Annotated in this window: 17 protein-coding genes and 1 pseudogene; 15 read left to right on the top strand and 3 right to left on the bottom strand. The window is 71.9% G+C overall.

From position 1 onward, the window contains the following. Positions 1–49: 49 nt before the first annotated feature. Positions 50–925 (bottom strand): amidohydrolase family protein, encoded by an 876-nt coding sequence (locus tag ACIBBD_RS10165; protein WP_399418866.1) that lies wholly within the window; start codon positions 923–925, stop codon positions 50–52. A gap of 11 nt (positions 926–936) precedes the next feature. Next, complete coding sequence (locus ACIBBD_RS10160; protein ID WP_399418865.1) at positions 937–1,854, bottom strand: SDR family NAD(P)-dependent oxidoreductase; 918 nt, start codon at positions 1,852–1,854, stop codon at positions 937–939. Positions 1,855–2,266: 412 nt separating this feature from the next. Between ACIBBD_RS10160 and ACIBBD_RS10155 the strand changes: the two genes are divergently transcribed. The 10 genes and pseudogenes from ACIBBD_RS10155 to ACIBBD_RS10110 all read left to right on the top strand — a co-directional run bounded on the left by ACIBBD_RS10155 (position 2,267) and on the right by ACIBBD_RS10110 (position 12,560). After that, positions 2,267–2,692, top strand: coding sequence for a MarR family winged helix-turn-helix transcriptional regulator (locus ACIBBD_RS10155; protein ID WP_399419099.1), 426 nt, complete (start codon positions 2,267–2,269; stop codon positions 2,690–2,692). A gap of 42 nt (positions 2,693–2,734) precedes the next feature. After that, positions 2,735–3,481, top strand: a complete 747-nt coding sequence (locus tag ACIBBD_RS10150; RefSeq protein ID WP_399418864.1) for an IclR family transcriptional regulator — start codon at positions 2,735–2,737, stop codon at positions 3,479–3,481. A gap of 110 nt (positions 3,482–3,591) precedes the next feature. Next, positions 3,592–4,875 (top strand): sensor histidine kinase, encoded by a 1,284-nt coding sequence (locus ACIBBD_RS10145; protein WP_399418863.1) that lies wholly within the window; start codon positions 3,592–3,594, stop codon positions 4,873–4,875. Then, a complete protein-coding gene (locus tag ACIBBD_RS10140; RefSeq protein ID WP_399418862.1) occupies positions 4,872–5,558 on the top strand; it encodes a response regulator in 687 nt (228 codons plus the stop codon). The genes ACIBBD_RS10145 and ACIBBD_RS10140 overlap by 4 nt, the downstream gene beginning before the upstream one ends. Beyond that, a complete protein-coding gene (locus tag ACIBBD_RS10135) occupies positions 5,555–5,992 on the top strand; it encodes a GNAT family N-acetyltransferase (protein ID WP_399418861.1) in 438 nt (145 codons plus the stop codon). Before ACIBBD_RS10140 ends, ACIBBD_RS10135 begins: the two co-directional genes overlap by 4 nt. Positions 5,993–6,434: 442 nt before the next feature. Next, positions 6,435–6,671 (top strand): annotated as a pseudogene (locus ACIBBD_RS10130) (peptidoglycan-binding protein); the annotation flags it as partial. A 108-nt stretch (positions 6,672–6,779) separates the two neighbouring features. After that, the gene (locus tag ACIBBD_RS10125) at positions 6,780–7,067 is read left to right on the top strand and encodes a M23 family metallopeptidase (protein WP_399419098.1); all 288 of its coding nucleotides are present in this window, start codon (positions 6,780–6,782) and stop codon (positions 7,065–7,067) included. Between the two features lie 224 nt (positions 7,068–7,291). Then, positions 7,292–9,397 (top strand): MMPL family transporter, encoded by a 2,106-nt coding sequence (locus ACIBBD_RS10120; RefSeq protein ID WP_399419097.1) that lies wholly within the window; start codon positions 7,292–7,294, stop codon positions 9,395–9,397. 338 nt (positions 9,398–9,735) lie between these two features. Then, positions 9,736–10,971: an Ig-like domain-containing protein gene (locus ACIBBD_RS10115; RefSeq protein WP_399418860.1), complete on the top strand. Its 1,236-nt coding sequence runs from the start codon at positions 9,736–9,738 to the stop codon at positions 10,969–10,971. A 182-nt stretch (positions 10,972–11,153) separates the two neighbouring features. Beyond that, positions 11,154–12,560 (top strand): glycoside hydrolase family 16 protein, encoded by a 1,407-nt coding sequence (locus tag ACIBBD_RS10110; protein WP_399418859.1) that lies wholly within the window; start codon positions 11,154–11,156, stop codon positions 12,558–12,560. A 40-nt stretch (positions 12,561–12,600) separates the two neighbouring features. Here the strand turns inward: ACIBBD_RS10110 and ACIBBD_RS10105 are convergent, their stop codons facing one another. After that, positions 12,601–13,488, bottom strand: a complete 888-nt coding sequence (locus tag ACIBBD_RS10105) for a helix-turn-helix domain-containing protein (RefSeq protein WP_399418858.1) — start codon at positions 13,486–13,488, stop codon at positions 12,601–12,603. Positions 13,489–13,645: 157 nt separating this feature from the next. On the opposite strand from ACIBBD_RS10105, the gene tkt reads away from it, so the two are divergent. From tkt to pgi, 5 genes are read left to right on the top strand one after another with little or no spacing between them, the layout of a single operon-like run. Next, positions 13,646–15,721: a transketolase gene (tkt, locus tag ACIBBD_RS10100; RefSeq protein ID WP_399418857.1), complete on the top strand. Its 2,076-nt coding sequence runs from the start codon at positions 13,646–13,648 to the stop codon at positions 15,719–15,721. A 19-nt stretch (positions 15,722–15,740) separates the two neighbouring features. Continuing rightward, entirely contained in the window at positions 15,741–16,886 is a 1,146-nt protein-coding gene (gene tal / locus ACIBBD_RS10095; protein ID WP_399418856.1) for a transaldolase, read from the top strand. Beyond that, the gene (gene zwf / locus ACIBBD_RS10090) at positions 16,883–18,415 is read left to right on the top strand and encodes a glucose-6-phosphate dehydrogenase (protein WP_399418855.1); all 1,533 of its coding nucleotides are present in this window, start codon (positions 16,883–16,885) and stop codon (positions 18,413–18,415) included. The genes tal and zwf overlap by 4 nt, the downstream gene beginning before the upstream one ends. Further along, positions 18,412–19,347: a glucose-6-phosphate dehydrogenase assembly protein OpcA gene (gene opcA, locus ACIBBD_RS10085; protein ID WP_399418854.1), complete on the top strand. Its 936-nt coding sequence runs from the start codon at positions 18,412–18,414 to the stop codon at positions 19,345–19,347. Before zwf ends, opcA begins: the two co-directional genes overlap by 4 nt. Beyond that, a complete protein-coding gene (gene pgi / locus ACIBBD_RS10080; protein WP_399418853.1) occupies positions 19,340–20,986 on the top strand; it encodes a glucose-6-phosphate isomerase in 1,647 nt (548 codons plus the stop codon). Before opcA ends, pgi begins: the two co-directional genes overlap by 8 nt.

Here is a 20,986-nt window from a genome sequence, read left to right as displayed (position 1 = left end):
TGTCTGCCCCTGTCCGTCGTCGCCCATGGGAGAGCACATGGGTGCCCCTTTACGGTGTGGTGAGCCCGAGCAGGCGGGCGGCGTTCTCCTTGAGGATCTTCGGCTTCACCTCGTCCTTGATCGTCAGCTTGTCGAAGTCGGCGAGCCAGCGGTCGGGGGTGAGGACGGGGAAGTCGGAGCCGAAGAGGACCTTGTCCTTCAGCAGCGTGTTGGCGTACTGCACGAGCTGCGGCGGGAAGTACTTCGGTGACCAGCCGGACAGGTCGATGTGCACGCCCGGCTTGTGCGTGGCGACGGCGAGGGCCTCGTCCTGCCAGGGGAAGGACGGGTGCGCCAGGATGATCTTCAGGTGGGGGAAGTCGGCCGCGACGTCGTCCACGTGCAGCGGGTTGGAGTACTTCAGCCGGATGCCGCCCCCACCGGGCACGCCGGCGCCGATGCCGGTCTGGCCCGTGTGGAACAGGGCGATGGTGCCGGTCTCCTCGATCACCTCGTAGAGGTCGTAGGCGACCGCGCGGTCGTTGGGGAAGAAGCCCTGGATGCTGGGGTGGAACTTGAAGCCCTTCACCCCGTACTCCTCGACCAGGCGGCGGGCCTGCTTCACGCCCGCCTTCCCGCGGAAGGGGTCGATGGAGGCGAAGGGGATGAGGACGTCCGCGTTGGCGGCGGCCGCCTCGGCGACCTCCTCGTTGGGGACGGGAGCCGTGCCGGTCGCGGACTCGGCGTCCACCGTGAAGATCACGGCCGCCATGTTCCGCTCGCGGTAGTGGGCCGCGGTCTCCTCCAGGGTCGGCTTGCGCTTGCCCTCGACCTTGAAGTAGGCGGAGGAGGCGTCGTGCAGGTCGTCGTCCAGGGAGGCGTGTCCCTTGGCGGACACCTCCGCGTGGGTGTGGACGTCGATCGCGACCAGTTCCTCGACGTTCATCGAGCGCTCCATCACGCCTCCGGGAACTCGGGCGCCGGGATGCCGACCGTCTGGGGTTCGGCGCCGACCGAGGTGGGGAAGGCGGCGGCCAGGGTGTCGGGGGTCCAGCCGCCGTCGGCGTAGGCCGCGCGGATCTCCTGTGGATGCGACCAGAGTGCCACCTTGTCCCCGCCGATGCCGATGGCCTGCCCCGTGATGCCGCGGGCGGCCTCGGAGGCGAGGAACGGGACCAGGGCCGCGCAGTCCTCGGGCGTGCCGAAGCCCTCGCCCTTGCGCAGGAAGTCGGGCAGCGGCTCGCCGTTCCGCATGGCCTCGACGTACGGGGCGAAGGCGGGGATGGTCTCGGTCATCGCGGTCGCGGCGACGGGCACGATCGCGTTGACGGTGATGTTCGCGCGGCCGAGCTCCATGGACCAGGTGCGGGCCATGGCGGCGATGCCGGCCTTGGCGGCGGCGTAGTTCGTCTGGCCGAAGTTGCCGCGCTGGCCGGCCGGGGAGCCGACCAGGATCAGCGTGCCGCCCTCCCCCTGTTCGCGCATCCGCACGGCGGCGGCGCGGGCGCAGGTGAAGGTGCCCTTGAGGTGGGTGGTGATCACCGCGTCGAAGTCGTCGTCGGTCATCTTCCACAGCACCTTGTCGCGCAGGATGCCCGCGTTGGTGACCAGGACGTCGAGCCGGCCGAACTCCTCGACCGCGCGGTTCACCAGGCGTTCCGCGGCTTCGGTCGGGCCGACCGGGACCACCTCGGCGACGGCCTTGCCGCCGGCCTCGGTGATGGTCTTCACGGCCTGCTCGGCCACGGCCTCGTCGACGTCGTTGACGACGACGGACGCGCCGTGCGCGGCCAGGGCCTGCGCGTAGGCCAGGCCGAGGCCCCGGCCGCTGCCGGTGACGACGGCGACCTTGCCGGAGAGATCGATGCTGGGCACGGGTGAGTCCCTTCACACGGTGACACGGGTGGTGCTGCTCGAGACATGCGGGGTGCGGCCGCCCTGAGACGCACCGGGTTCGCCGGACGGCGCGGGTGCGGCCTCGCGGGTCGCGTCGGGCGACCTCGCGGGGCGCGCGCCGGTCGCGGCCCGGGGGACGCGTGACGGCGCGCCGTCGCGAGACGCCTGTGGTGCGGCTGCGGTGCGGACTGCGGTGCGGCCGCGACGCGGCTGCTAGATCGAAGCTAAGAGCAATAATTGTTGTCGTCAATAGTTGTTGCCCACCGGCCGGTGGGTCATGCTGGAACCGGTAAACCGACCGCCCCCTCGCGGGGCCGACACCAGGGAGCCCGCCATCGCCCGCCAGCACCATGCCGTGAACGCCACCCCGATCGACGCGGACGAGCCGTGGATGCGCGGGCTGCACGCGGACACGGGCTACCTGCTCTACCGCCTGGGCCTGCGCTCGGGGCAGCTGTTCAACACGTTCCTGCAGGAGTCGGGGCTGCGCCTGCGCCACTACGCGGTGCTGCGGTTCCTGGCCACCGCCGAGGGCGCGCTCCAGCGCGAGCTGAGCGCGCGGCTCGGCTACGACCCGAGCGCGATCGTCGGCCTGGTCGACGACCTGGAGAAGCTGGGCTTCGCCGAGCGCCGCCCGTCCCCCGACGACCGCCGCAGCCGGATCGTCGTCCTCACCGAGGACGGCCGCGCCTTCCTGCGGGGCACCGACGCGGCGGGCCTGCGGGTGACGAACGACCTGGTGGCCCCGCTCGACCCGGCCGAACGCGAGACGCTGCACGCCCTGCTGCTGCGGATCGCGGAGGACGGCCTCACCTGACCCCGCGTGAGGAGGGACAGTGACGTCGAGGAACCGCCTGCCATGACCACCCGCTCCGCGCCCGACCGGCTGCTGTCCGTGCTCGCCGCCTTCGACCACGCCCACCCGTCGCTGACGCTCACCGACATCAGCCGGCGGGCCGGGCTCACCCTGACCACCGCGCACCGGCTGGTGGCCGCCCTCACCGAGTGGGGCGCCCTGGAACGGGACGGGTCCGGCGCGTACCACGTGGGGCTGCGGCTGTGGGAGGTCGCGGCACTCGCCCCACGCGGACTGGCCCTGCGCCAGGCCGCGCTGCCCTACCTGGAGGACCTGTACGAAGCCACGCACGAGAACGTGCAGTTGGCGGTGCGGGACGGCCGCGACGTCGTCTACACCGAGTGGCTCTCCGGGCATTCGGCGGTCGGCGTACGCATCCGGGTCGGCGCCCGCTGGCCGCTGCACGTCACCGGTGTCGGCCTCGCCCTGCTGGCATACGGCGGCACCGAGTTCCAGGAGGCTTACTGCGCGGCGCCGTTGTGCTCCTACACCGACCACACGATCACCGACCCGGCGCGGTTGCGCAGGGTGCTGGCCGACGTGCGGCGCTGCGGAGTGGCGGTGAGCAGCCGTCAGGTCACCGAGGACGCCCTGTCGGTGGCCGCTCCGGTGCGCGGGCCGGGTGGTGCGGTCGTCGCGGCCGTGTCGGTCGTGGTGCCCCACGTGGACGCCCAGGTCCCGGTGCTGGTGCCGGCGGTGCGGCTCGCGGCGCGGGGGATCTCCCGGGCGCTGGGCTGGCAGCCGGACTGAGCACCGGCCGGAAACCGGACCGACCACTGGGACATATCCCTCTCACCGGTGAGGACCCGGCCGTGGACGCCTCGCGATACTGGGACGGCCCTTGCCCCGAGGAGCCGCTCATGCCGTCACCCACCCGGCCGCCCGCCCCCGCCGCCTCCCCCTCCGCCGCCCGGACGCGACGGGGAACACCCCGCCCCGCACCTCACCGGCCGGCCCGGCCCTGGTTCGCGTCCGCCGTGGCCCGGTTGCGCACCGCGAACCCGTACGCCGTGGACGCCGCGCTCGCCGCGCTGGTGCTGTTCGCCACCTCCCTGCAGTGGATCTTCCCCGACGAGGGCGGCGAACGGCTCAGCCCGCAGGGCTGGCTGCTCGGCGCCGCCACCGCCGTCCCGCTGATCTGGCGTCGGCGGGCACCGTTCACGACCGCGTGCGCGGTGTCGGTGGCCACCACGGCGCAGGGCATCCACCACGCCCCGCCGCCGGACATCATGTACGGCGGCCTGGTCGTCCTCCACGCGACGGCCGCCCTGTCCACGCCGGGGCAGCGCCGGCTCATGCTGGTGGGCTGGCTGACCGGCGTGTCGGTCACCATGCACCACAAGGAGGGCACCGACCCCTACGAGTACGCCTTCCAGTTGCTCAGCGTGGTCTGCGCGTACGCGCTCGGCGTGCTGGCCCGGGTCCAGCGCGCCTACGCCGCCGAACTGGAGGACCGGGCCCGCAGGCTGGAACGGGAGCGGACCGCCGGCACCGAACGGGCCCGGGCGCAGGAACGGGCCCGGATCGCGCGCGACATGCACGACATCCTGGCGCACGCCGTGAGCCTGATGGTGGTGCAGGCGGAGGCCGGTCCGGTCGTCGTGCGCAGTGATCCGGCGCGTGCGGAGGCCGCGTTCGACGCGATCGCGACGACCGGACGGGACGCGATGACCCAGTTGCGGCGGATCCTCGGCGTCCTGAAGGAGGAGCCGGGCGTGGGTGCCGCCCGGCGGCTGCCGCAGCCGCAGGTGGCCGCGCTCGCCGAACTGGTCCGCCAGGTCGGTGAATCCGCCGGCCTGCGCACGGAGTTGCGCGCCCGGGGCGAGCCGCGCCCGCTGGCGCCGGACACCGAGGTCGCCGCCTACCGCGTGGTGCAGGAGGCCCTCACCAACACCGTCAAGCACGCGTACGCTTCCTCAGCGGTCGTCGAACTCGACTGGACGGAGGACGCGTTGACGGTGACGGTGACGGACGACGGGCGGGGTCCCGCGGCCGGTGCGGACGGCGGGCACGGGCTGATCGGCATCCGCGAGCGGGCCGGCTCCTGCGGGGGCGTGGCCGAGGCCGGGCGCGGGCCGGACGGCGGCTTCCGGGTCGTCGTACGGCTGCCGGCCGCCGACGGACGGCAGGCGGCGCTGGGATGAGCGTCCGCGTGGTGGTCGCCGACGACCAGGAGCTGGTGCGCAGCGGCTTCAGCATGATCCTCCAGGCGCAGCCGGACATCGAGGTGGTCGCCGAGGCCGGTGACGGGGAGCAGGCGGTGGCCGCGGTGGAGCGGCACACGCCCGACGTGGCGCTCCTCGACATCCGTATGCCGGTGGTGGACGGGCTGGAGGCGGCCCGGCGGATCTGCGCCGGGTCGAGCTGCAAGGTGGTCATGCTGACCACGTTCGACCTCGACGAGTACGTGTACGAGGCGCTGTACGCCGGCGCCAGCGGCTTCCTGCTGAAGGACGTACGGCGCGACGACCTGGTGCACGCCGTCCGGGTGGTCGCGGCCGGCGACTCACTGCTCGCGCCCGCGGTGACGCGCCGGCTGGTCGCGGACATCGTGCGCCGACGCCACGAGGAGGCCGCCGCCGAGGTCACCCCGCAGCGCCTCGACGTCCTCACCGCCCGCGAGGTGGAGACCCTGCGGATGCTGGCCCGCGGTCTGTCCAACGCCGAGATCGCCACGACGCTCTTCGTCAGCGAGCACACCGTGAAGACCCACGTCAGCAACGTGCTGGGCAAGCTGGGTCTGCGCGACCGGGTGCAGGCGGTGATCTGCGCGTACGAGACGGGGCTGGTGACGCCGGGCTCTCCCGGCGAGAAGGAGCGACCATGATCGAGACCGGTTCGCTGGGTCCGGACGACCGCGCCGCCTGGGAGGTACTGGCGCGCGGCTACAAGACGTTCTACCGCACCGAGGTGCCCGACGAGGGCTACGAGGAGATGTGGCGGCGGCTGCGGGACGGGGCGGAGGTGCGGGCCGTCGGCGCGCGGGCGGACGGCGAACTGGTCGGGATCGCCCACTACCTGTTCCACGCCACGGGCTGGATGGCGGACAGCTGCTATCTGCAGGATCTGTACGTCGACGAGGCGGCGCGCGGCCGGGGCGTGGCGCGGGCGCTGATCGAGCACGTGGCCGGGGTGGCCCGCGAGCACGGCGTCGCCCGCCTCTACTGGACCACCCAGGAGGGCAACGCCACCGCCCGCGCCCTGTACGACAGGCTGGCGAGGTTCAACGGCTTCGTCCGCTACGACTATCCCCTCGCGTAGGGCACTCCCCCGTCGCAGCCGGGCGGTGTGAGGTCCTCGCAGGGCCGCGTTTGCGTGCGACTCCCGTCGGGCGCATGGTGGAAACAGGGGGCGACTGTGACGGTGAGCGGCGCACGGTCCGGGAAGACAGCGCCACTTCCAGGCAGCGGCGCTGCTTTTGCGCCGGCACGCAGGCGCGCTCCTCAACCAGCCTCCGTTGGGTCGAGGAGGCACGATGGTGGCTCTCTCCTCCGTGCGGTTCGGCCCGCACGGCCGTGATGTCCAGGCCGCTCGGACCGCGCTCACCGCAGTCGGAACGAGTGTCCCCGCGGACCGTGGCAGACAGTGCGGGGCAGCAGTCAAGTACATCTGGCGCCGGTACGGTGACGTCGCGCAGTGTTCACCAGGCGAACCCTCATCGTGACCCGGCGCCTCACCGGAAGGAGCGAGGGTCATGCCCGCGCTGGCTCCGTTCCCAGGAACGGCATTCTTCCGCAGGGGACGACGCAGCCCCGTGATCGCCGCGATGGGCAGGCGCCTGGTGGCGGAAGGGTGCGGAAAGTACCGGACAGGTCCCGGTCCCGAGTGGACCGAAGCCGATCAGCAGTCGTACGCCGCCTGGCAGCGCAAACTCGGGTTCAGGGGAGCTGACGCCAACGGCATTCCCGGCAAGACCACATGGGACCGGCTCCGCGTCCCGGCGCCCAGAGCCGCCGGTGCCCACGTCACGTCTCCCGTCCCGGGACACGGGGTCACGACCCCTCACCGCAAGAGGGGGCCGCACTGGTCCCTGGGCTATCACACCGGCGTGGACTACGCCGCTCCGCAAGGCAAGCCCTGTGTCGCGGTGCGCAGCGGTTCCATAGCCCGCAGCGGACGCGACCCGAGTTTCGGCAGTTTCCTCGTGCTGCGCTCCGGCGGATACGACTACTGGTACTGCCATCTCTCCGAGCGGACCGTGAACGGGGGTTCGGTCAAGGCCGGCCAGAAGATCGGAGAGGTCGGCTCCACCGGGAATGCCACCGGCCCCCATCTCCACTTCGAAAAGCGCCCGGCCGGTGGGGGGTTCGGATCCGACGTGGCGCCCAACTGGTAGCCGGACGGGCCCGCCCCAGCGGTCCAGCTCCGCGAACGGGGTCGCCCCGCAGGGCGGCCGGCGCCTCGGGGCGGGCCCGCGTGTCTCCTCCCCCGCGCGAGTGAGCCGCGCCCCGTCTCCCCCGTGCGACGGAGGCGGGGAAACCGCTCCCTCCGGCGATCCGCCGGGCACTTCTCCCGCACGAGGCTTGGGGCATGTCGACCGATGCCCCGCCGGGAGGGACCGTGCTGTCCTCACTCGCCCGGGCGGCCACCCGCCGCCCGCTCACCGTCATCCTGCTCTGGGTTCTCTTCCTGCTGCTCGGCTTCGGCCTGGGCACGGGCGTCTTCGGGCGCCTGTCGGACAACGTCCCCGAGGTGCCGGGCACGGAGTCGGAGGCGGCCGCGCAGTACCTCGACCGCGTCGACCCCGACGGGGAGTCGGTCACCGCGGTCGTCGAGGGCGTCGCCGTGGCCGACCCCGGCCTGCGCGCCCAGGTCGAGCGGGCCGTCGCCGAGGTCCGTACGATCGCCGGGATCGCCGCCGTACCCGATCCGTACGCGACGCGCGGGCTGACCGCCGAGGACGGGCGGGCGCTGATCATCCCCGTCACCCTCGACGGCGGTCTCGACGACGAGGCCGAGCAGGAGGCGGTCGACGCGGCGGCGACCCGCATCCAGCAGATCGACGCGCCGGACGTGCACGTCAGCGGCGGGCCGTTGCTCGGCACGCAGATCGGCGAGCGGGCCCAGGAGGACGTGCGCAACGCGGAGTTGGTCTCGCTGCCGGTCGTACTCGCCCTGCTGCTCGTGGTGTTCGGCGGGCTGCGTGCGGCCGCGTTGCCGCTGGTCGTGGCGGTGAGCGGGATCGCGGGCGCGTTCCTGGCGCTGTTCGTGTTCAGCGAGGTCACCGACATCTCGGTCCACGCGATCCAGGTGACGACGATGCTGGGCCTCGGACTCGCGGTGGACTACGCCCTGTTGATGCTGGTCCGCTTCCGTGAGGAGCGCCGGCACACCGGGGACGTCGTCGAGGCCGTGCACCGCACGGTCGCCGCGGCCGGCCGGACCGTGCTGTTCTCCGGGCTGACCGTGGCGGTCAGTCTGACGGGGCTGCTGGTGTTCCCCAGCACGTTCCTGCGCAGCATGGGCCTGGCCGTGGCCGCCGTGGTCGTCGTCGACATGCTGGCGGCGGTCACGCTGCTGCCCGCGCTGCTCGCCCGGTTCGGCGGGAGGATCGCCCCGGCGAAGGTCCGCCCCGCGGGCGAGGAGGGCCGCGTCTTCGCCCGACTGGCCCGTTTCTCCGCCCGCCACCGGGTCGCCGTGCTCGCGGCGGTCGTCCCGGCGCTGCTGGTGCTGGCGCTGCCCGTCGCCGGCATGCGGATCAACCTCGGGGACGCCCAGCAGCTCCCGTCGGACACCGAGGCGCGGCAGCTGTACGACACGGTCGACGCGCACTTCCCGCCGGGCACCGGCGTCCCCCCCGTGACGGTCGTCCTGAAGCCGGGCACGGACTCGGCGACCACCGACCGGATCCGCGCCCTGTCCCCGCGCGCCGCTTCCCGCGCCCTGCCGGACGGCACGACGGTGGTGGAGCTGCCGCCGGCCGGCAGCGTCGACGGCGAGGCCGCCACCGCCCTGGTGGAACGCGTACGGGACCTGCGCGGTGACGAGCCCGTGCAGGTCACCGGGCCCGCGGCCCGCCTGGTCGACTTCCGCGCGATGCTCGCCGACCGGGCGCCGTGGGCCGCCCTGACCGTGCTGGCCGGCGTCTTCGCCCTGCTGTTCGCCTTCACCGGCTCGGTGCTGCTGCCGCTGCGGACCATCGCGACCACGCTGCTCAGCCTGGGCGCCGCGCTGGGCGCGGTGGTGTGGGTGTTCCAGGACGGCCACCTCGCCGGCCTGCTCGGCACGGAGGGCCTGGGCTCGCTCAGCCTCACCGCCCCGCCGCTGATCATCGCGATCGCCTTCGGCCTCGCCATGGACTACGAGCTGTTCATCCTGGCGCGGATGCGTGAGGCCCGGCAGCTGACCGGCGACGACGAGGAGGCCGTGGTCACCGGCCTGCGGCGCTCCGGCCGGGTGGTGACGTGCGCGGCCCTGCTGCTCGCCGTCGTCTTCGGCGCGTTCATGACCGGGGGTTTCTCCCCCATCCTCCAGATCGGCCTCGGTCTCACCCTCGCGGTCCTCGTCGACGCCACCGTCGTCCGCATGCTCCTCGTCCCCGCGACAATGGCCCTGCTGGGCCGGCGGGCGTGGTGGGCCCCGGCTCCGCTGCGACGGGCGCACGAGCGGTTCGGACTGCGGGAGGAGGAGCCCGCGGCGCGTCCGCCGGCGACGACGAGCGTCTGACACGTCCTCCCGGCGGAGATCGAGGCCGCAATACCCCGGCCGGGACCGTCGGCCGGGTCCGCGTCACCCCGGCCGGGACCGTCGGCCGGGTGGTTCGGGGTGCGGCCCCCGCCGGGCCCGTCGGCCGGGGTCGACGAGCCCTCCGTCGCGGCGCAGGCGCGGGACGGGGGGGGTACACCGGTGAGTCCGCGAGCGGCCGCCTCGCCCCCTCCACCTCATCCCCGCCCCCGGCGCATCCTCATGGAAATCTCAGGCTCCTAACCGCTGATTCACAGAGTCGCCCCAGGTAGGAGTCGCAGGATGCACCGGCAAAGGTGGACATCTCAGGAAGGCGTGCCGTGGGCGTCTCGCACATTTCGAACCGGTCCGAGCAGCAGTCGGGGAGGTGGTCCCGGCGTGGCGTGCTGGCCGTGCTCGCAGCCGTGCCGGCCGTCGCGCTGACCGGGTGCGGTACGGAGTCGGCCCACGCGTCGGAGGGGACGGACACGGCGGCCCCGCAGGTCTCGCCCGCGGGGGAACCGGTTGTCTCCGTCTCCCCCGCCGACGGTACGAAGAAGGCCGACTTCACCAGCCCGGTCGAGGTCACCGTGACGGACGGCACCCTCGCGTCCGTGACGGTGACCGGCAACGACGGTTCCACGCTGGAGGGCTCCTTCGACGACGCCCGCACCCGGTGGACGTCGGCCCGGAGCCCGTACTCGGGCACGAAGTACACGGTCACCGCGCAGGCGAACGGCTCCGGGACGCAGACGTCGACCTTCACTACCAAGGCGCCCGGGGAGACCTTCGTCGGCCGCTGCACACCCGAGGCGGGCTCGACGTCGGGCGTCGGCATGCCGGTCTCGGTCAACTTCACCCACGCCGTGTCCGACAAGGCTGCCGTGGAGCGGGCGATCACGGTGACCGCCGATCCGGCGGTCGAGATCGTCGGCCACTGGTTCAGCGACACCCGGCTGGACTTCCGTCCGGAGACGTACTGGGCGGCCGGCACGACGATCACCCTCGGCCTGCGGCTGAAGGACGTCGAGGGATCGGAGGGTGTCCACGGCGTACAGTCGAAGGACGTCACCTTCCACATCGGCCGCGAGCAGATCAGCACCGTCGACCTGGCCGCGAAGGAGATGGTGGTGCGGCGGGACGGCGCGACCCTCGCCACCTACCCCGTCACCGGCGGCGACGCCGACCACACCACCTGGTCCGGGATCATGGTGATCAGCGAGCGGTTGCGGCAGACCCGGATGGAGTCCTCCACGGTCGGTCTCGGCGACGAGTACGACATCTCCGACGTCCCGCACGCCCAGCGTCTGACCACCTCCGGCACGTTCATCCACGGCAACTACTGGGCGTCGCCCTCGGTGTTCGGCACCGAGAACACCAGCCACGGCTGCGTCGGCCTGCGCGACGCGAAGGGCGCGGGCGACACCTCCGTGGCGGGCCACCGGTTCTACGCCGACTCGATGCTCGGCGACGTGGTGATCGTGCGGAACTCCGGCGAGCGGACCGTCGACGCGGCCAACGGCCTCAACGGCTGGAACCTGTCCTGGGCGGAATGGAAGGCCGGCAGCGCGCTTTAGCCGATTCGCGCCATTCATGGAGTGAACTCACCTACCTCAGAAGGACTTTCACTGTTTCACCTCTTGACGACCGGAGGGGCCGAGAGCACATTGGGCCCACTTTGAGAGCGCTCTCACATCAGCCGAGAGCGCTCTCGAAGGCACCCGCACACACCCCACTCCGTACCCGAGAGGCACACCCCATGAGTGAAACCTCCGGCACTCCCCGCAGACGGCGGCGCCCCCTGAGGCGGGCGCTCGTCGCCGTCGTCGGCACACTCGGCCTCGCGGCGGCCGCCGCCACGGTCGTCTCCCCGTCCGCGAGCGCCTCCGCGCCCACGCCCCCCTCGGGCTGGACACAGGTCTTCCTCGACGACTTCAACGGCGCCGCGGGCACCGGCGTCAACACCTCCCACTGGCAGTACGCCACGGGCACCTCGTACCCGGGCGGCCCCGCCAACTGGGGCACCGGCGAGGTCGAGACGATGACGAACAGCACGAACAACGTCTCCCTCGACGGCAACGGCAACCTGCGCATCACCCCGCTGCGCGACTCCGCCGGCCGCTGGACCTCGGGCCGTATCGAGACCAACCGCACCGACTTCCAGCCCCCGTCCGGCGGCAAGCTGCGCGTCGAGGCGCGTCTGCAGATGCCCAACGTCACCGGCACGGCGGCCGAGGGCTACTGGCCGGCGTTCTGGATGCTCGGCGCCCCCTACCGCGGCAACTACCACAACTGGCCGGCCGTGGGCGAGCTGGACATCATGGAGAACGTCCAGGGCCTGAACCGGGTCTGGTCCACCATGCACTGCGGCACCAACCCCGGCGGCCCGTGCAACGAGACCAGCGGCATCGGCAACTCCACCGCCTGTCCCAACACCACGTGTCAGTCCGGCTTCCACACCTACGCCATGGAGTGGGACCGCTCGGTGAGCCCCGAGGCGATTCGCTTCTACGTCGACGGCGTCAACTACCACACCGTCACCTCCACCATGGTCGACGCGACGACCTGGAACAACGCCACCAACCACGGCTTCTTCATCATCCTGAACGTGGCGATGGGCGGCGGCTTCCCCGACGCCTTCGGTGGTGGCCTGGACGCGGACACCCGCTCGGGCGTTCCCATGGTCGTGGACTACGTGCAGGTGCTCCAGGCGGCGGGCGGTGGGGGCGGTACCACGCCTCCCCCGTCCGGCAACCGTGACGCCTACGCCGCCATCCAGGCCGAGTCCCACGACGGCCAGTCCGGCGTGAGCACCGAGACCACCACCGACACCGGCGGCGGCCAGAACATCGGCTCGCTGGCCAACGGGGACTGGGCGCTCTTCCGGGGCGTGAACTTCGGCTCGACGGCGGCCACCCAGTTCGTCGGCCGGGTCGCGAGCGGCGCGGCGAGCGGCGTCAGCGGCCTGGTCGAGGTGCGCCTGGACAGCCGGAGCAACGCGCCGGTCGGGAGTTTCGCGGTGGGCAACACGGGCGGCTGGCAGTCGTGGCGGACGATCCCGGCGAACATCACCCCGGTCACCGGCACCCACGACGTCTACCTGACCTTCAGCAGCGGTCAGCCGTCGGACTTCGTGAACGTGAACTGGTTCAACTTCGGCCGCTGACAGGAGCGTCGGCCGAGCGGCACGGCACGTCCGGCGGCGTTCAGCGCAGTTCCGCGCGGAACGCCGCCGGTGTCGTGTCCGTGTGCTGGTGGAAGAACTTGGAGAAGTTCGCCGGGTCGGGGAACCCCACGGCCGCGCCGACCCGGCCGATCGGCAGGTCGGTGTGGGCCAGCAGTCGTTTGGCCTCCAGGACGACCCGCTTGTCGATGAACCCCTTGGGTGTCTCGCCGGTCGCGGCGCGGACCGCGCGCACGAGGGTGCGGCGGGAGTAGCCGAGCGCGTCGGCGTAGGCGCTGACGCTGTGGTTGGTGGCGAAGTCCCGCTCCACGGCGTCCCGGAAGAGGGTGAAGGTGGTGTCGGCCTGGCGGCGGGCCTCCGCGGAGCTGGCCGCGAGGTGGGCCAGGCGCAGCAGGAACGCGGTCAGGGAGTGCCGCAGCACCGAGGTGTGCAGGGCGAGGGGGAGGGTCGTGGTGTCCTCGTACTCCCGTTGCAGGTGGGCGAGAGCCGCGCGCAGGCCGGCCAACTGGGCGTCGTCGGGGTGGAGCAGGGGCGCGAGGTCGTAGCGGTACAGGCCGGTGGCCTCGACGGTGGCGCGGGGCAGGAAGCCGGGTTGCATGGTCAGGACGGTTCCGCGGTACTCGCTCGACTTCGAGAAGCGGTGGACCTGGCCCGGGCGGATCCACAGGACGTCGCCGGCCGTGGCCTCGTACTCGGCGAAGTCGACCATGTGACGGACGGGGCCGTCGGTGAAGAGCAGTACGACGTGGAAGTCGATCCGGTGCACCCGGTCCAGGGGTGCGTCCGCGGCGTGCCAGTCGCGTGCGGCGCCGACGGGGCCGACGTGCATGCCGACGCCGGCGACGCTGAGGCCGACCGGGAAGGGGAAGGTTCTGATCCCGTCGCCGTCCTGGACCGTTGTGTCCGCCATGTCCGCCCTGTGCCGCCTCGTTCGCGCCCCCGCGTCCGCCGGGGTGTCCCACTTTCACCACAGCCTGACACACGCAGACCTTCCCGCGAAAAAGTCAGACTTTTACTTTTGAACGCGTCAGACCAGCCACTTCGCTCGTATCGAGGACTTCTTGAAGATGAGCACGCAGACACCGGACAGCTTCGCATGGACCGAACTCGACCGGCGTGCCGTCGACACCGCGCGCCTTCTGGCCGCGGATGCCGTGCAGAAGGTGGGGAACGGCCACCCCGGCACCGCCATGAGCCTCGCGCCCGCCGCGTACACGCTCTTTCAGAAGGTGATGCGGCACGATCCCGCGGACCCCGAGTGGACCGGGCGTGACCGCTTCGTCCTCTCCCCCGGGCACACCTCGCTGACCCTCTACACACAGCTCTTCCTCGCCGGCTACGAGCTGGAGCTGGACGACCTGAAGGCGTTCCGCACGCACGGGTCGAAGACGCCCGGCCACCCCGAGTACGGGCACACCGCCGGCGTCGAGACCACCACCGGGCCGCTCGGCCAGGGCGTCGCCAACGCCGTCGGCATGGCGATGGCCGCCCGTTACGAGCGCGGCCTGTTCGACCCGGAGGCCCCCGAGGGCGCCTCCCCGTTCGACCACACGGTCTGGGCGATCGTCTCCGACGGAGACCTCCAGGAGGGTGTCTCCGCCGAGGCCTCGTCCCTCGCCGGCCACCAGCGGCTCGGCAACCTCGTCCTGCTCTACGACGACAACCACATCTCCATCGAGGGCGACACCGCCACGGCGTTCTCCGAGGACGTGCTGAAGCGGTACGAGGCCTACGGCTGGCACACCCAGCGCATCGCCCCGACCGAGGACGGCGACATCGACGTCCACGCCCTGTACGCGGCCCTGACGGCGGCGCGGGCCGAGACCGGGCGGCCCTCGATCATCGCCCTGCGCACGATCATCGCCTGGCCCGCCCCCAACGCGCGCGACACCGAGGCCTCGCACGGCTCCGCGCTCGGCGCGGACGAGGTCGCCGCCACCAAGCGCGTCCTCGGCTTCGACCCGGAGAAGTCCTTCGAGGTGGCCGCCGACGTCCTCGCCCACACCCGCGCCGCCCTGGACCGGGGCGCCGAGGCCCACGCCGCCTGGGACAAGCAGGTCGCCACCTGGCGCGGCGCGAACCCCGAGCGGGCCGAGCTGTTCGACCGGGTCGTCGCCGGTCAGCTGCCCGAGGGCTGGGAGGACGCGCTGCCGGTGTTCGAACCGGGCAAGTCCGTCGCCACCCGCGCCGCCTCCGGCAAGGTGCTGCAGGCCCTTGGCGCGGTCATCCCCGAGCTGTGGGGCGGCTCCGCCGACCTGGCCGGCTCCAACAACACCACTATCGACAAGACGTCGTCGTTCCTCCCCGAGGGCAACCCGCTGCCGGAGGCGAACCCGTACGGCCGCACCGTCCACTTCGGCATCCGCGAGTTCTCGATGGCCGCGGAGATGAACGGCATCGCCCTGCACGGCAACACCCGCATCTACGGCGGCACCTTCCTGGTCTTCTCCGACTACATGCGCAACGCCGTCCGCATGTCGGCGCTGATGCAGCTGCCGGTGACGTACGTGTGGACGCACGACTCCATCGGCCTCGGCGAGGACGGCCCGACCCACCAGCCGGTCGAGCACCTGGCCTCGCTGCGCGCCATCCCCGGCCTGAACGTGGTCCGCCCCGCCGACGCCAACGAGACCGCGATCGCCTGGGCGGAGATCCTCAAGCGGCACGCCACCCGTCCGGCCCCGCACGGCCTGGCCCTCACCCGGCAGGGCGTCCCGGCCTACGCCCCCAACCCGGACGCGGCACGCGGCGGTTACGTGCTCCAGGAGTCCTCGACGGCCACGGTGGACGTCGTCCTCATCGCCACCGGCTCCGAGGTGCAGCTGGCCGTCGCCGCGCGCGAGCTGCTGGAGGCCGAGGGGATCGGCACGCGGGTGGTGTCGATGCCGTCCGTGGAGTGGTTCGAGGAGCAGCCGCGCGCCTACCGCGACAGCGTGCTTCCGCCGTCGGTGAAGGCCCGCGTTGCGGTCGAGGCGGGCATCGGCCTGACGTGGTACCGGTTCACGGGTGACGCAGGACGCATCGTCTCCCTCGAGCACTTCGGCGCCTCCGCCGACGCCGGCACCCTCTTCGCCGAGTACGGCTTCACCCCCGAGAACGTCGCCGCCGCAGCCCGGGAATCGCTGGCTGCCGCGCGTGGTTGATCCGATCGCCAGAAAGAAGATGATCACAGTGACCGAAGCAACCGCCACCGCGGGAGCACTCCAGCGCCTGTCCGACGAAGGCGTGTCGATCTGGCTGGACGACCTGTCGCGCACCCGGATCACGTCCGGCAACCTCGCCGAACTCGTCGCGACGCGGCACGTCGTCGGCGTCACCACCAACCCGTCCATCTTCCAGGCCGCCATCGGCTCCGGCGAGGGCTACGAGGAGCAGCTCGCCGACCTGGCCGTGCGGGGCGTGACGGTCGACGAGGCCGTACGGATGATGACGACCGCCGACGTGCGGGACGCCGCCGATGTCCTGCGCCCCGTGTACACCGCCACCGGCGGCCGCGACGGCCGGGTCTCCATCGAGGTCGACCCCCGGCTCGCCCATGACACGGCGGCCACGATCGCCGAGGCCAGACAGCTCGCCTGGCTGGTGGACCGCCCCAACGTCATGATCAAGATTCCGGCGACGAAGGCAGGTCTCCCGGCGATCACCGAGGTCATCGGCCTCGGCATCAGCGTCAACGTCACGCTGATCTTCTCGCTGGAGCGCTACCGCGAGGTCATGGACGCCTACCTCGCCGGCCTGGAGAAGGCGCAGGCGGCGGGCCTGGACCTGTCGACGATCCACTCCGTCGCCTCCTTCTTCGTCTCCCGCGTCGACGCCGAGATCGACAAGCGGCTGACGGTCCTCGGCACGGACGAGGCCCTCGCCCTGAAGGGGCGGGCGGCGCTCGCCAACGCCCGGCTCGCCTACGCGGCGTACGAGGAGGTCTTCGCCGGTGACCGCTGGACCGCCCTCGGCGGTGCCCGGGCCAACAAGCAGCGTCCGCTGTGGGCGTCGACCGGGGTGAAGGACCCCGCGTACAAGGACACGCTGTACGTCGACGAGCTGGTCGCCCCCGGCACGGTCAACACCATGCCGCAGGCCACCCTCGACGCCGTCGCCGACCACGGCGTGATCACCGGGAACACGGTGACCGGAGGCTACGCCCAGGCCCGCGCCGACCTCGCCGCCGTGGAGGCGCTCGGCATCTCCTACGACGAGGTCGTCACCCGGCTGGAGGACGAGGGCGTCGCCAAGTTCGAGGCGGCCTGGCAGGACCTCCTGGACGCGGTCACCAAGTCGCTGAACAGCAAGGGAGTTGACGCGGAATGAACACCCCCGTGTGGAGCAACCCGCTCCGGGACGCCCGCGACCGGCGGCTGCCGCGCATCGCCGGTCCCTCCGGGCTCGTCATCTTCGGCGTGACCGGCGACCTGTCCCGCAAGAAGCTGATGCCGGCCGTCTACGACCTCGCCAACCGCGGGCTGCTGCCGCCGGGCTTCTCGCTCGTCGGCTTCGCCCGCCGCGACTGGGAGGACCAGGACTTCGCGCAGGTCGTCCACGACGCGGTGCGCGAGCACGCGCGGACCCCGTTCCGCGAGGAGGTCTGGCAGCAGCTCGCCGAGGGCATGCGGTTCATCCCCGGCGACTTCGACGACGACGCGGCGTTCAAGCAGCTGCGCGACGCCGTCGAGGAGCTGAACTCCTCCCGCGGCACCGGCGGCAACTTCGCCTTCTACCTCTCCGTACCGCCGAAGTTCTTCCCGAAGGTCGTCGAGCAGCTGAAGAAGCACGGCCTGGCGAACGCCCCGGAGGGCTCGTGGCGGCGGGCGGTGATCGAGAAGCCGTTCGGGCACGACCTGGCCAGCGCCCAGGAGCTGAACACGGTCGTGCACGACGTGTTCGAGCCGGACCAGGTGTTCCGCATCGACCACTACCTCGGCAAGGAGACCGTCCAGAACATCCTGGCGCTGCGCTTCGCCAACCAGATGTTCGAGCCGATCTGGAACCGTTCGTACGTCGACCACATCCAGATCACGATGGCCGAGGACATCGGCATCGGCGGGCGCGCCGGCTACTACGACGGCATCGGCTCGGCGCGGGACGTCATCCAGAACCACCTGCTGCAGCTGATGGCGCTCACCGCGATGGAGGAGCCCGCCGCCTTCGACGCGGCCTCGCTGCTCACCGAGAAGCTGAAGGTCCTCAGGGCCGTGAAGCTGCCGGAGGACCTGGGCAAGCACACCGTGCGGGCCCAGTACGCCGGCGCCTGGCAGGGCGGCGAGAAGGTGCGCGGCTACCTCGAGGAGGACGGCATCGACCCGGCGTCCACGACGGACACCTACGCGGCCGTCCGGCTGAACGTCGACAACCGCCGCTGGGCGGGCGTTCCCTTCTACCTGCGCACCGGCAAGCGCCTCGGCCGCCGGGTCACCGAGATCGCGGTCGTCTTCCAGCGGGCGCCCCACTCCCCGTTCGACTCCACGGCCACCGAGGAACTCGGCCAGAACGCCATCGTCATCCGCGTCCAGCCCGACGAGGGCATCACCGTCCGCTTCGGCTCCAAGGTGCCGGGCACCTCCATGGAGATCCGGGACGTGACGATGGACTTCGCGTACGGCGAGTCCTTCACGGAGTCCAGCCCGGAGGCGTACGAACGCCTCATCCTGGACGTGCTGCTCGGCGACGCCAACCTCTTCCCGCGCCACCAGGAGGTGGAGGAGTCCTGGCGGATCCTCGACCCGATCGAGGAGTACTGGGCCACGCACGGCAGGCCGGCCACGTACGCGTCGGGGAGCTGGGGACCCGAGGAAGCCGACGAGATGCTCGCACGAGACGGACGGAGCTGGCGCAGGCCATGAAGATCGACCTGACCGACACCACGGCAAGCAAGATCAACAAGGCGCTGGTGCGGGGCCGCCGCGCCATCGGCACACCGGCCGTGGGCATGGTCCTGACGATGGTCATCGTCACGGACGAGGAGAACGCCTACGACTCGATCAAGGCGGCCGAGCAGGCCTCGCACGAGCACCCCTCGCGCACCCTGGTCGTCATCAAGCGGCACGCCCGCACCCCGCGCGACCGCACCAACTCCCACCTGGACGCCGAGGTGAGGGTGGGCGCCGACGCCGGCACGGGCGAGACGGTGGTGCTGCGGACGTACGGCGAGGTGTCCGACCACGCCGACTCCGTCGTGCTGCCGCTGCTGCTGCCGGACGCGCCGGTCGTCGTGTGGTGGCCGGTGGACGCGCCCCCGAACCCGGCCAAGGACCCGCTGGGCGCGCTCGCCCAGCGCCGGATCACCGACATGTACGCCGTCGAGCGGCCGCTGGAGGCGCTCGAGGCTCGGGTGCGGTCGTACGCGCCCGGCGACACCGACCTGGCGTGGACCCGGCTGACGCCGTGGCGTTCGATGCTGGCGGCCGCCCTGGACCAGGCGCGGGTGCCGATCACGTCGGCGGCCGTCGAGAGCGAGGCCGAGAACCCCAGCGCCGAGCTGCTCGCGCGCTGGCTGGAGGCCCGGCTGAAGGTGCCCGTCGAACGGGTCGTCACCGCCGGCCCCGTCGTCACGGCCGTGCGCCTGGGCACCGGGAGCGGCGAGATCGTCATCGACCGCCCCGAGGGCCCGCTGGCCACGCTGACCCTGCCGGGCCAGCCGTCGCGCACCCTCGCGCTGAAGGTGCGCGCCACCTCCGAACTCATCGCCGAGGAGCTGCGGCGCCTCGACGCGGACGAGATGTACGCCGTCGCCCTGCGGGGCGAGGGCACCAAGGAGACCGCCTCTCATGTCTGAGTCCCCCCTGCTGACCCGGCGGCCCGAGTGGGCCGCCCTGGAGGACCACCGCGCCCAGTGGCACGCGCACCTGCGCGAGCTGTTCGCGGCGGACCCCGGGCGCGCGGAGCGGTACGTCGCGCGCGTCGGCGACCTGCGCATCGACTACTCCAAGCACCTGGTCACCGACGAGACGCTCGCCCTGCTGCGCGAACTCGCCGCGGCCACCGACGTGTTCGGGCTGCGCGACGCCATGTTCCGCGGCGAGAGGATCAACATCACGGAGCGGCGGGCGGTGCTGCACACCGCGCTGCGCGCTCCGGCGGACGCGGTGATCGAGGTCGACGGCGAGAACGTCGTGCCGCAGGTCCACGCCGTCCTCGACCGGATGACCGACTTCGCCGACCGGGTGCGCTCCGGCGAGTGGACCGGGTACACCGGCCGTCGTATCCGCAACGTCGTCAACATCGGCATCGGCGGTTCCGACCTGGGCCCGGCGATGGCGTACGAGGCGCTGCGGGCGTACACCGCACGCGAGTTGACGTTCCGGTTCGTGTCGAACGTCGACGGCGCCGACCTCCACGAGGCCGTACGGGACCTCGACCCCGCCGAGACGCTGTTCGTCGTCGCGTCGAAGACCTTCACCACGATCGAGACGATCACCAACGCCACGTCGGCCCGCTCCTGGCTGCTGAAGGGTCTGGGAGGGGACGACAAGGCCGTCGCACGGCACTTCGTCGCGCTGTCGACGAACGCCGGGAAGGTCACCGAGTTCGGCATCGACCCTGACAACATGTTCGAGTTCTGGGACTGGGTCGGCGGCCGCTACTCCTACGACTCGGCCATCGGCCTGTCCCTGATGATCGCGATCGGTCCGCGGCGGTTCCGCGAGATGCTCGACGGGTTCAGGATCGTCGACGACCACTTCCGCACCGCGCCCCCCGAGGCCAACGCCCCGCTCATCCTCGGCCTGCTGGGCATCTGGTACGGCAACTTCTTCGACGCCCAGTCGCACGCCGTGCTGCCGTACTCGCACTACCTGTCGAAGTTCACCGCCTACCTCCAGCAGCTCGACATGGAGTCCAACGGCAAGTCGGTGGACCGCGAGGGCCGGCCCGTCGCGTGGCAGACCGGGCCGGTGGTGTGGGGCACGCCCGGCACCAACGGGCAGCACGCCTACTACCAGTTGATCCATCAGGGCACGAAGCTGATCCCGGCCGACCTGATCGGCTTCGCCCGTCCCGTCGACGAGCTGGGCGACGAACTCAAGGCACAGCACGACCTGTTGATGGCCAACCTGTTCGCGCAGGGGCAGGCGCTCGCCTTCGGCAAGACGGCGGACGAGGTCCGCGCGGAGGGGGTGCCCGAGGAACAGGTCGCGCACCGCACCTTCCGGGGCAACCACCCCACCACCACGATCCTCGCCCGCGAGCTGACCCCGTCGGTCCTCGGGCAGCTCATCGCCCTCTACGAGCACAAGGTGTTCGTCCAGGGCGCCGTCTGGGACATCGACTCCTTCGACCAGTGGGGCGTGGAGCTCGGCAAGGTCCTCGCCAAGCGCGTCGAACCCGCCCTGACCGAGGGCGCGCACGTGCCCGGCCTCGACCCCTCCACCGCCGCCCTCGTGGCCGCCTACCGCGAACTCAAGGAAGTGCACTGA

It is taken from the genome of Streptomyces sp. NPDC051315, from assembly GCF_044455165.1.
GTDB lineage: Bacteria > Actinomycetota > Actinomycetes > Streptomycetales > Streptomycetaceae > Streptomyces.
The sequence above is the reverse complement of the archived record's forward strand: the minus strand, read 5'-3'. Positions and strand labels throughout refer to the sequence as shown.

What these genes read in the sequence shown, in the direction of transcription:
- tal (WP_399418856.1), top strand. Translation starts at nt 15,741, where the DNA reads ATGATCACAGTGACCGAAGCAACCGCCACCGCGGGAGCACTCCAGCGC.
- ACIBBD_RS10140 (WP_399418862.1), top strand. Translation starts at nt 4,872, where the DNA reads ATGAGCGTCCGCGTGGTGGTCGCCGACGACCAGGAGCTGGTGCGCAGC.
- ACIBBD_RS10165 (WP_399418866.1), bottom strand. Translation starts at nt 925, where the DNA reads ATGAACGTCGAGGAACTGGTCGCGATCGACGTCCACACCCACGCGGAG.
- ACIBBD_RS10105 (WP_399418858.1), bottom strand. Translation starts at nt 13,488, where the DNA reads ATGGCGGACACAACGGTCCAGGACGGCGACGGGATCAGAACCTTCCCC.
- tkt (WP_399418857.1), top strand. Translation starts at nt 13,646, where the DNA reads ATGAGCACGCAGACACCGGACAGCTTCGCATGGACCGAACTCGACCGG.
- ACIBBD_RS10145 (WP_399418863.1), top strand. Translation starts at nt 3,592, where the DNA reads ATGCCGTCACCCACCCGGCCGCCCGCCCCCGCCGCCTCCCCCTCCGCC.
- zwf (WP_399418855.1), top strand. Translation starts at nt 16,883, where the DNA reads ATGAACACCCCCGTGTGGAGCAACCCGCTCCGGGACGCCCGCGACCGG.
- ACIBBD_RS10110 (WP_399418859.1), top strand. Translation starts at nt 11,154, where the DNA reads ATGAGTGAAACCTCCGGCACTCCCCGCAGACGGCGGCGCCCCCTGAGG.
- pgi (WP_399418853.1), top strand. Translation starts at nt 19,340, where the DNA reads ATGTCTGAGTCCCCCCTGCTGACCCGGCGGCCCGAGTGGGCCGCCCTG.
- ACIBBD_RS10150 (WP_399418864.1), top strand. Translation starts at nt 2,735, where the DNA reads ATGACCACCCGCTCCGCGCCCGACCGGCTGCTGTCCGTGCTCGCCGCC.
- ACIBBD_RS10155 (WP_399419099.1), top strand. Translation starts at nt 2,267, where the DNA reads ATGCGCGGGCTGCACGCGGACACGGGCTACCTGCTCTACCGCCTGGGC.
- ACIBBD_RS10135 (WP_399418861.1), top strand. Translation starts at nt 5,555, where the DNA reads ATGATCGAGACCGGTTCGCTGGGTCCGGACGACCGCGCCGCCTGGGAG.
- opcA (WP_399418854.1), top strand. Translation starts at nt 18,412, where the DNA reads ATGAAGATCGACCTGACCGACACCACGGCAAGCAAGATCAACAAGGCG.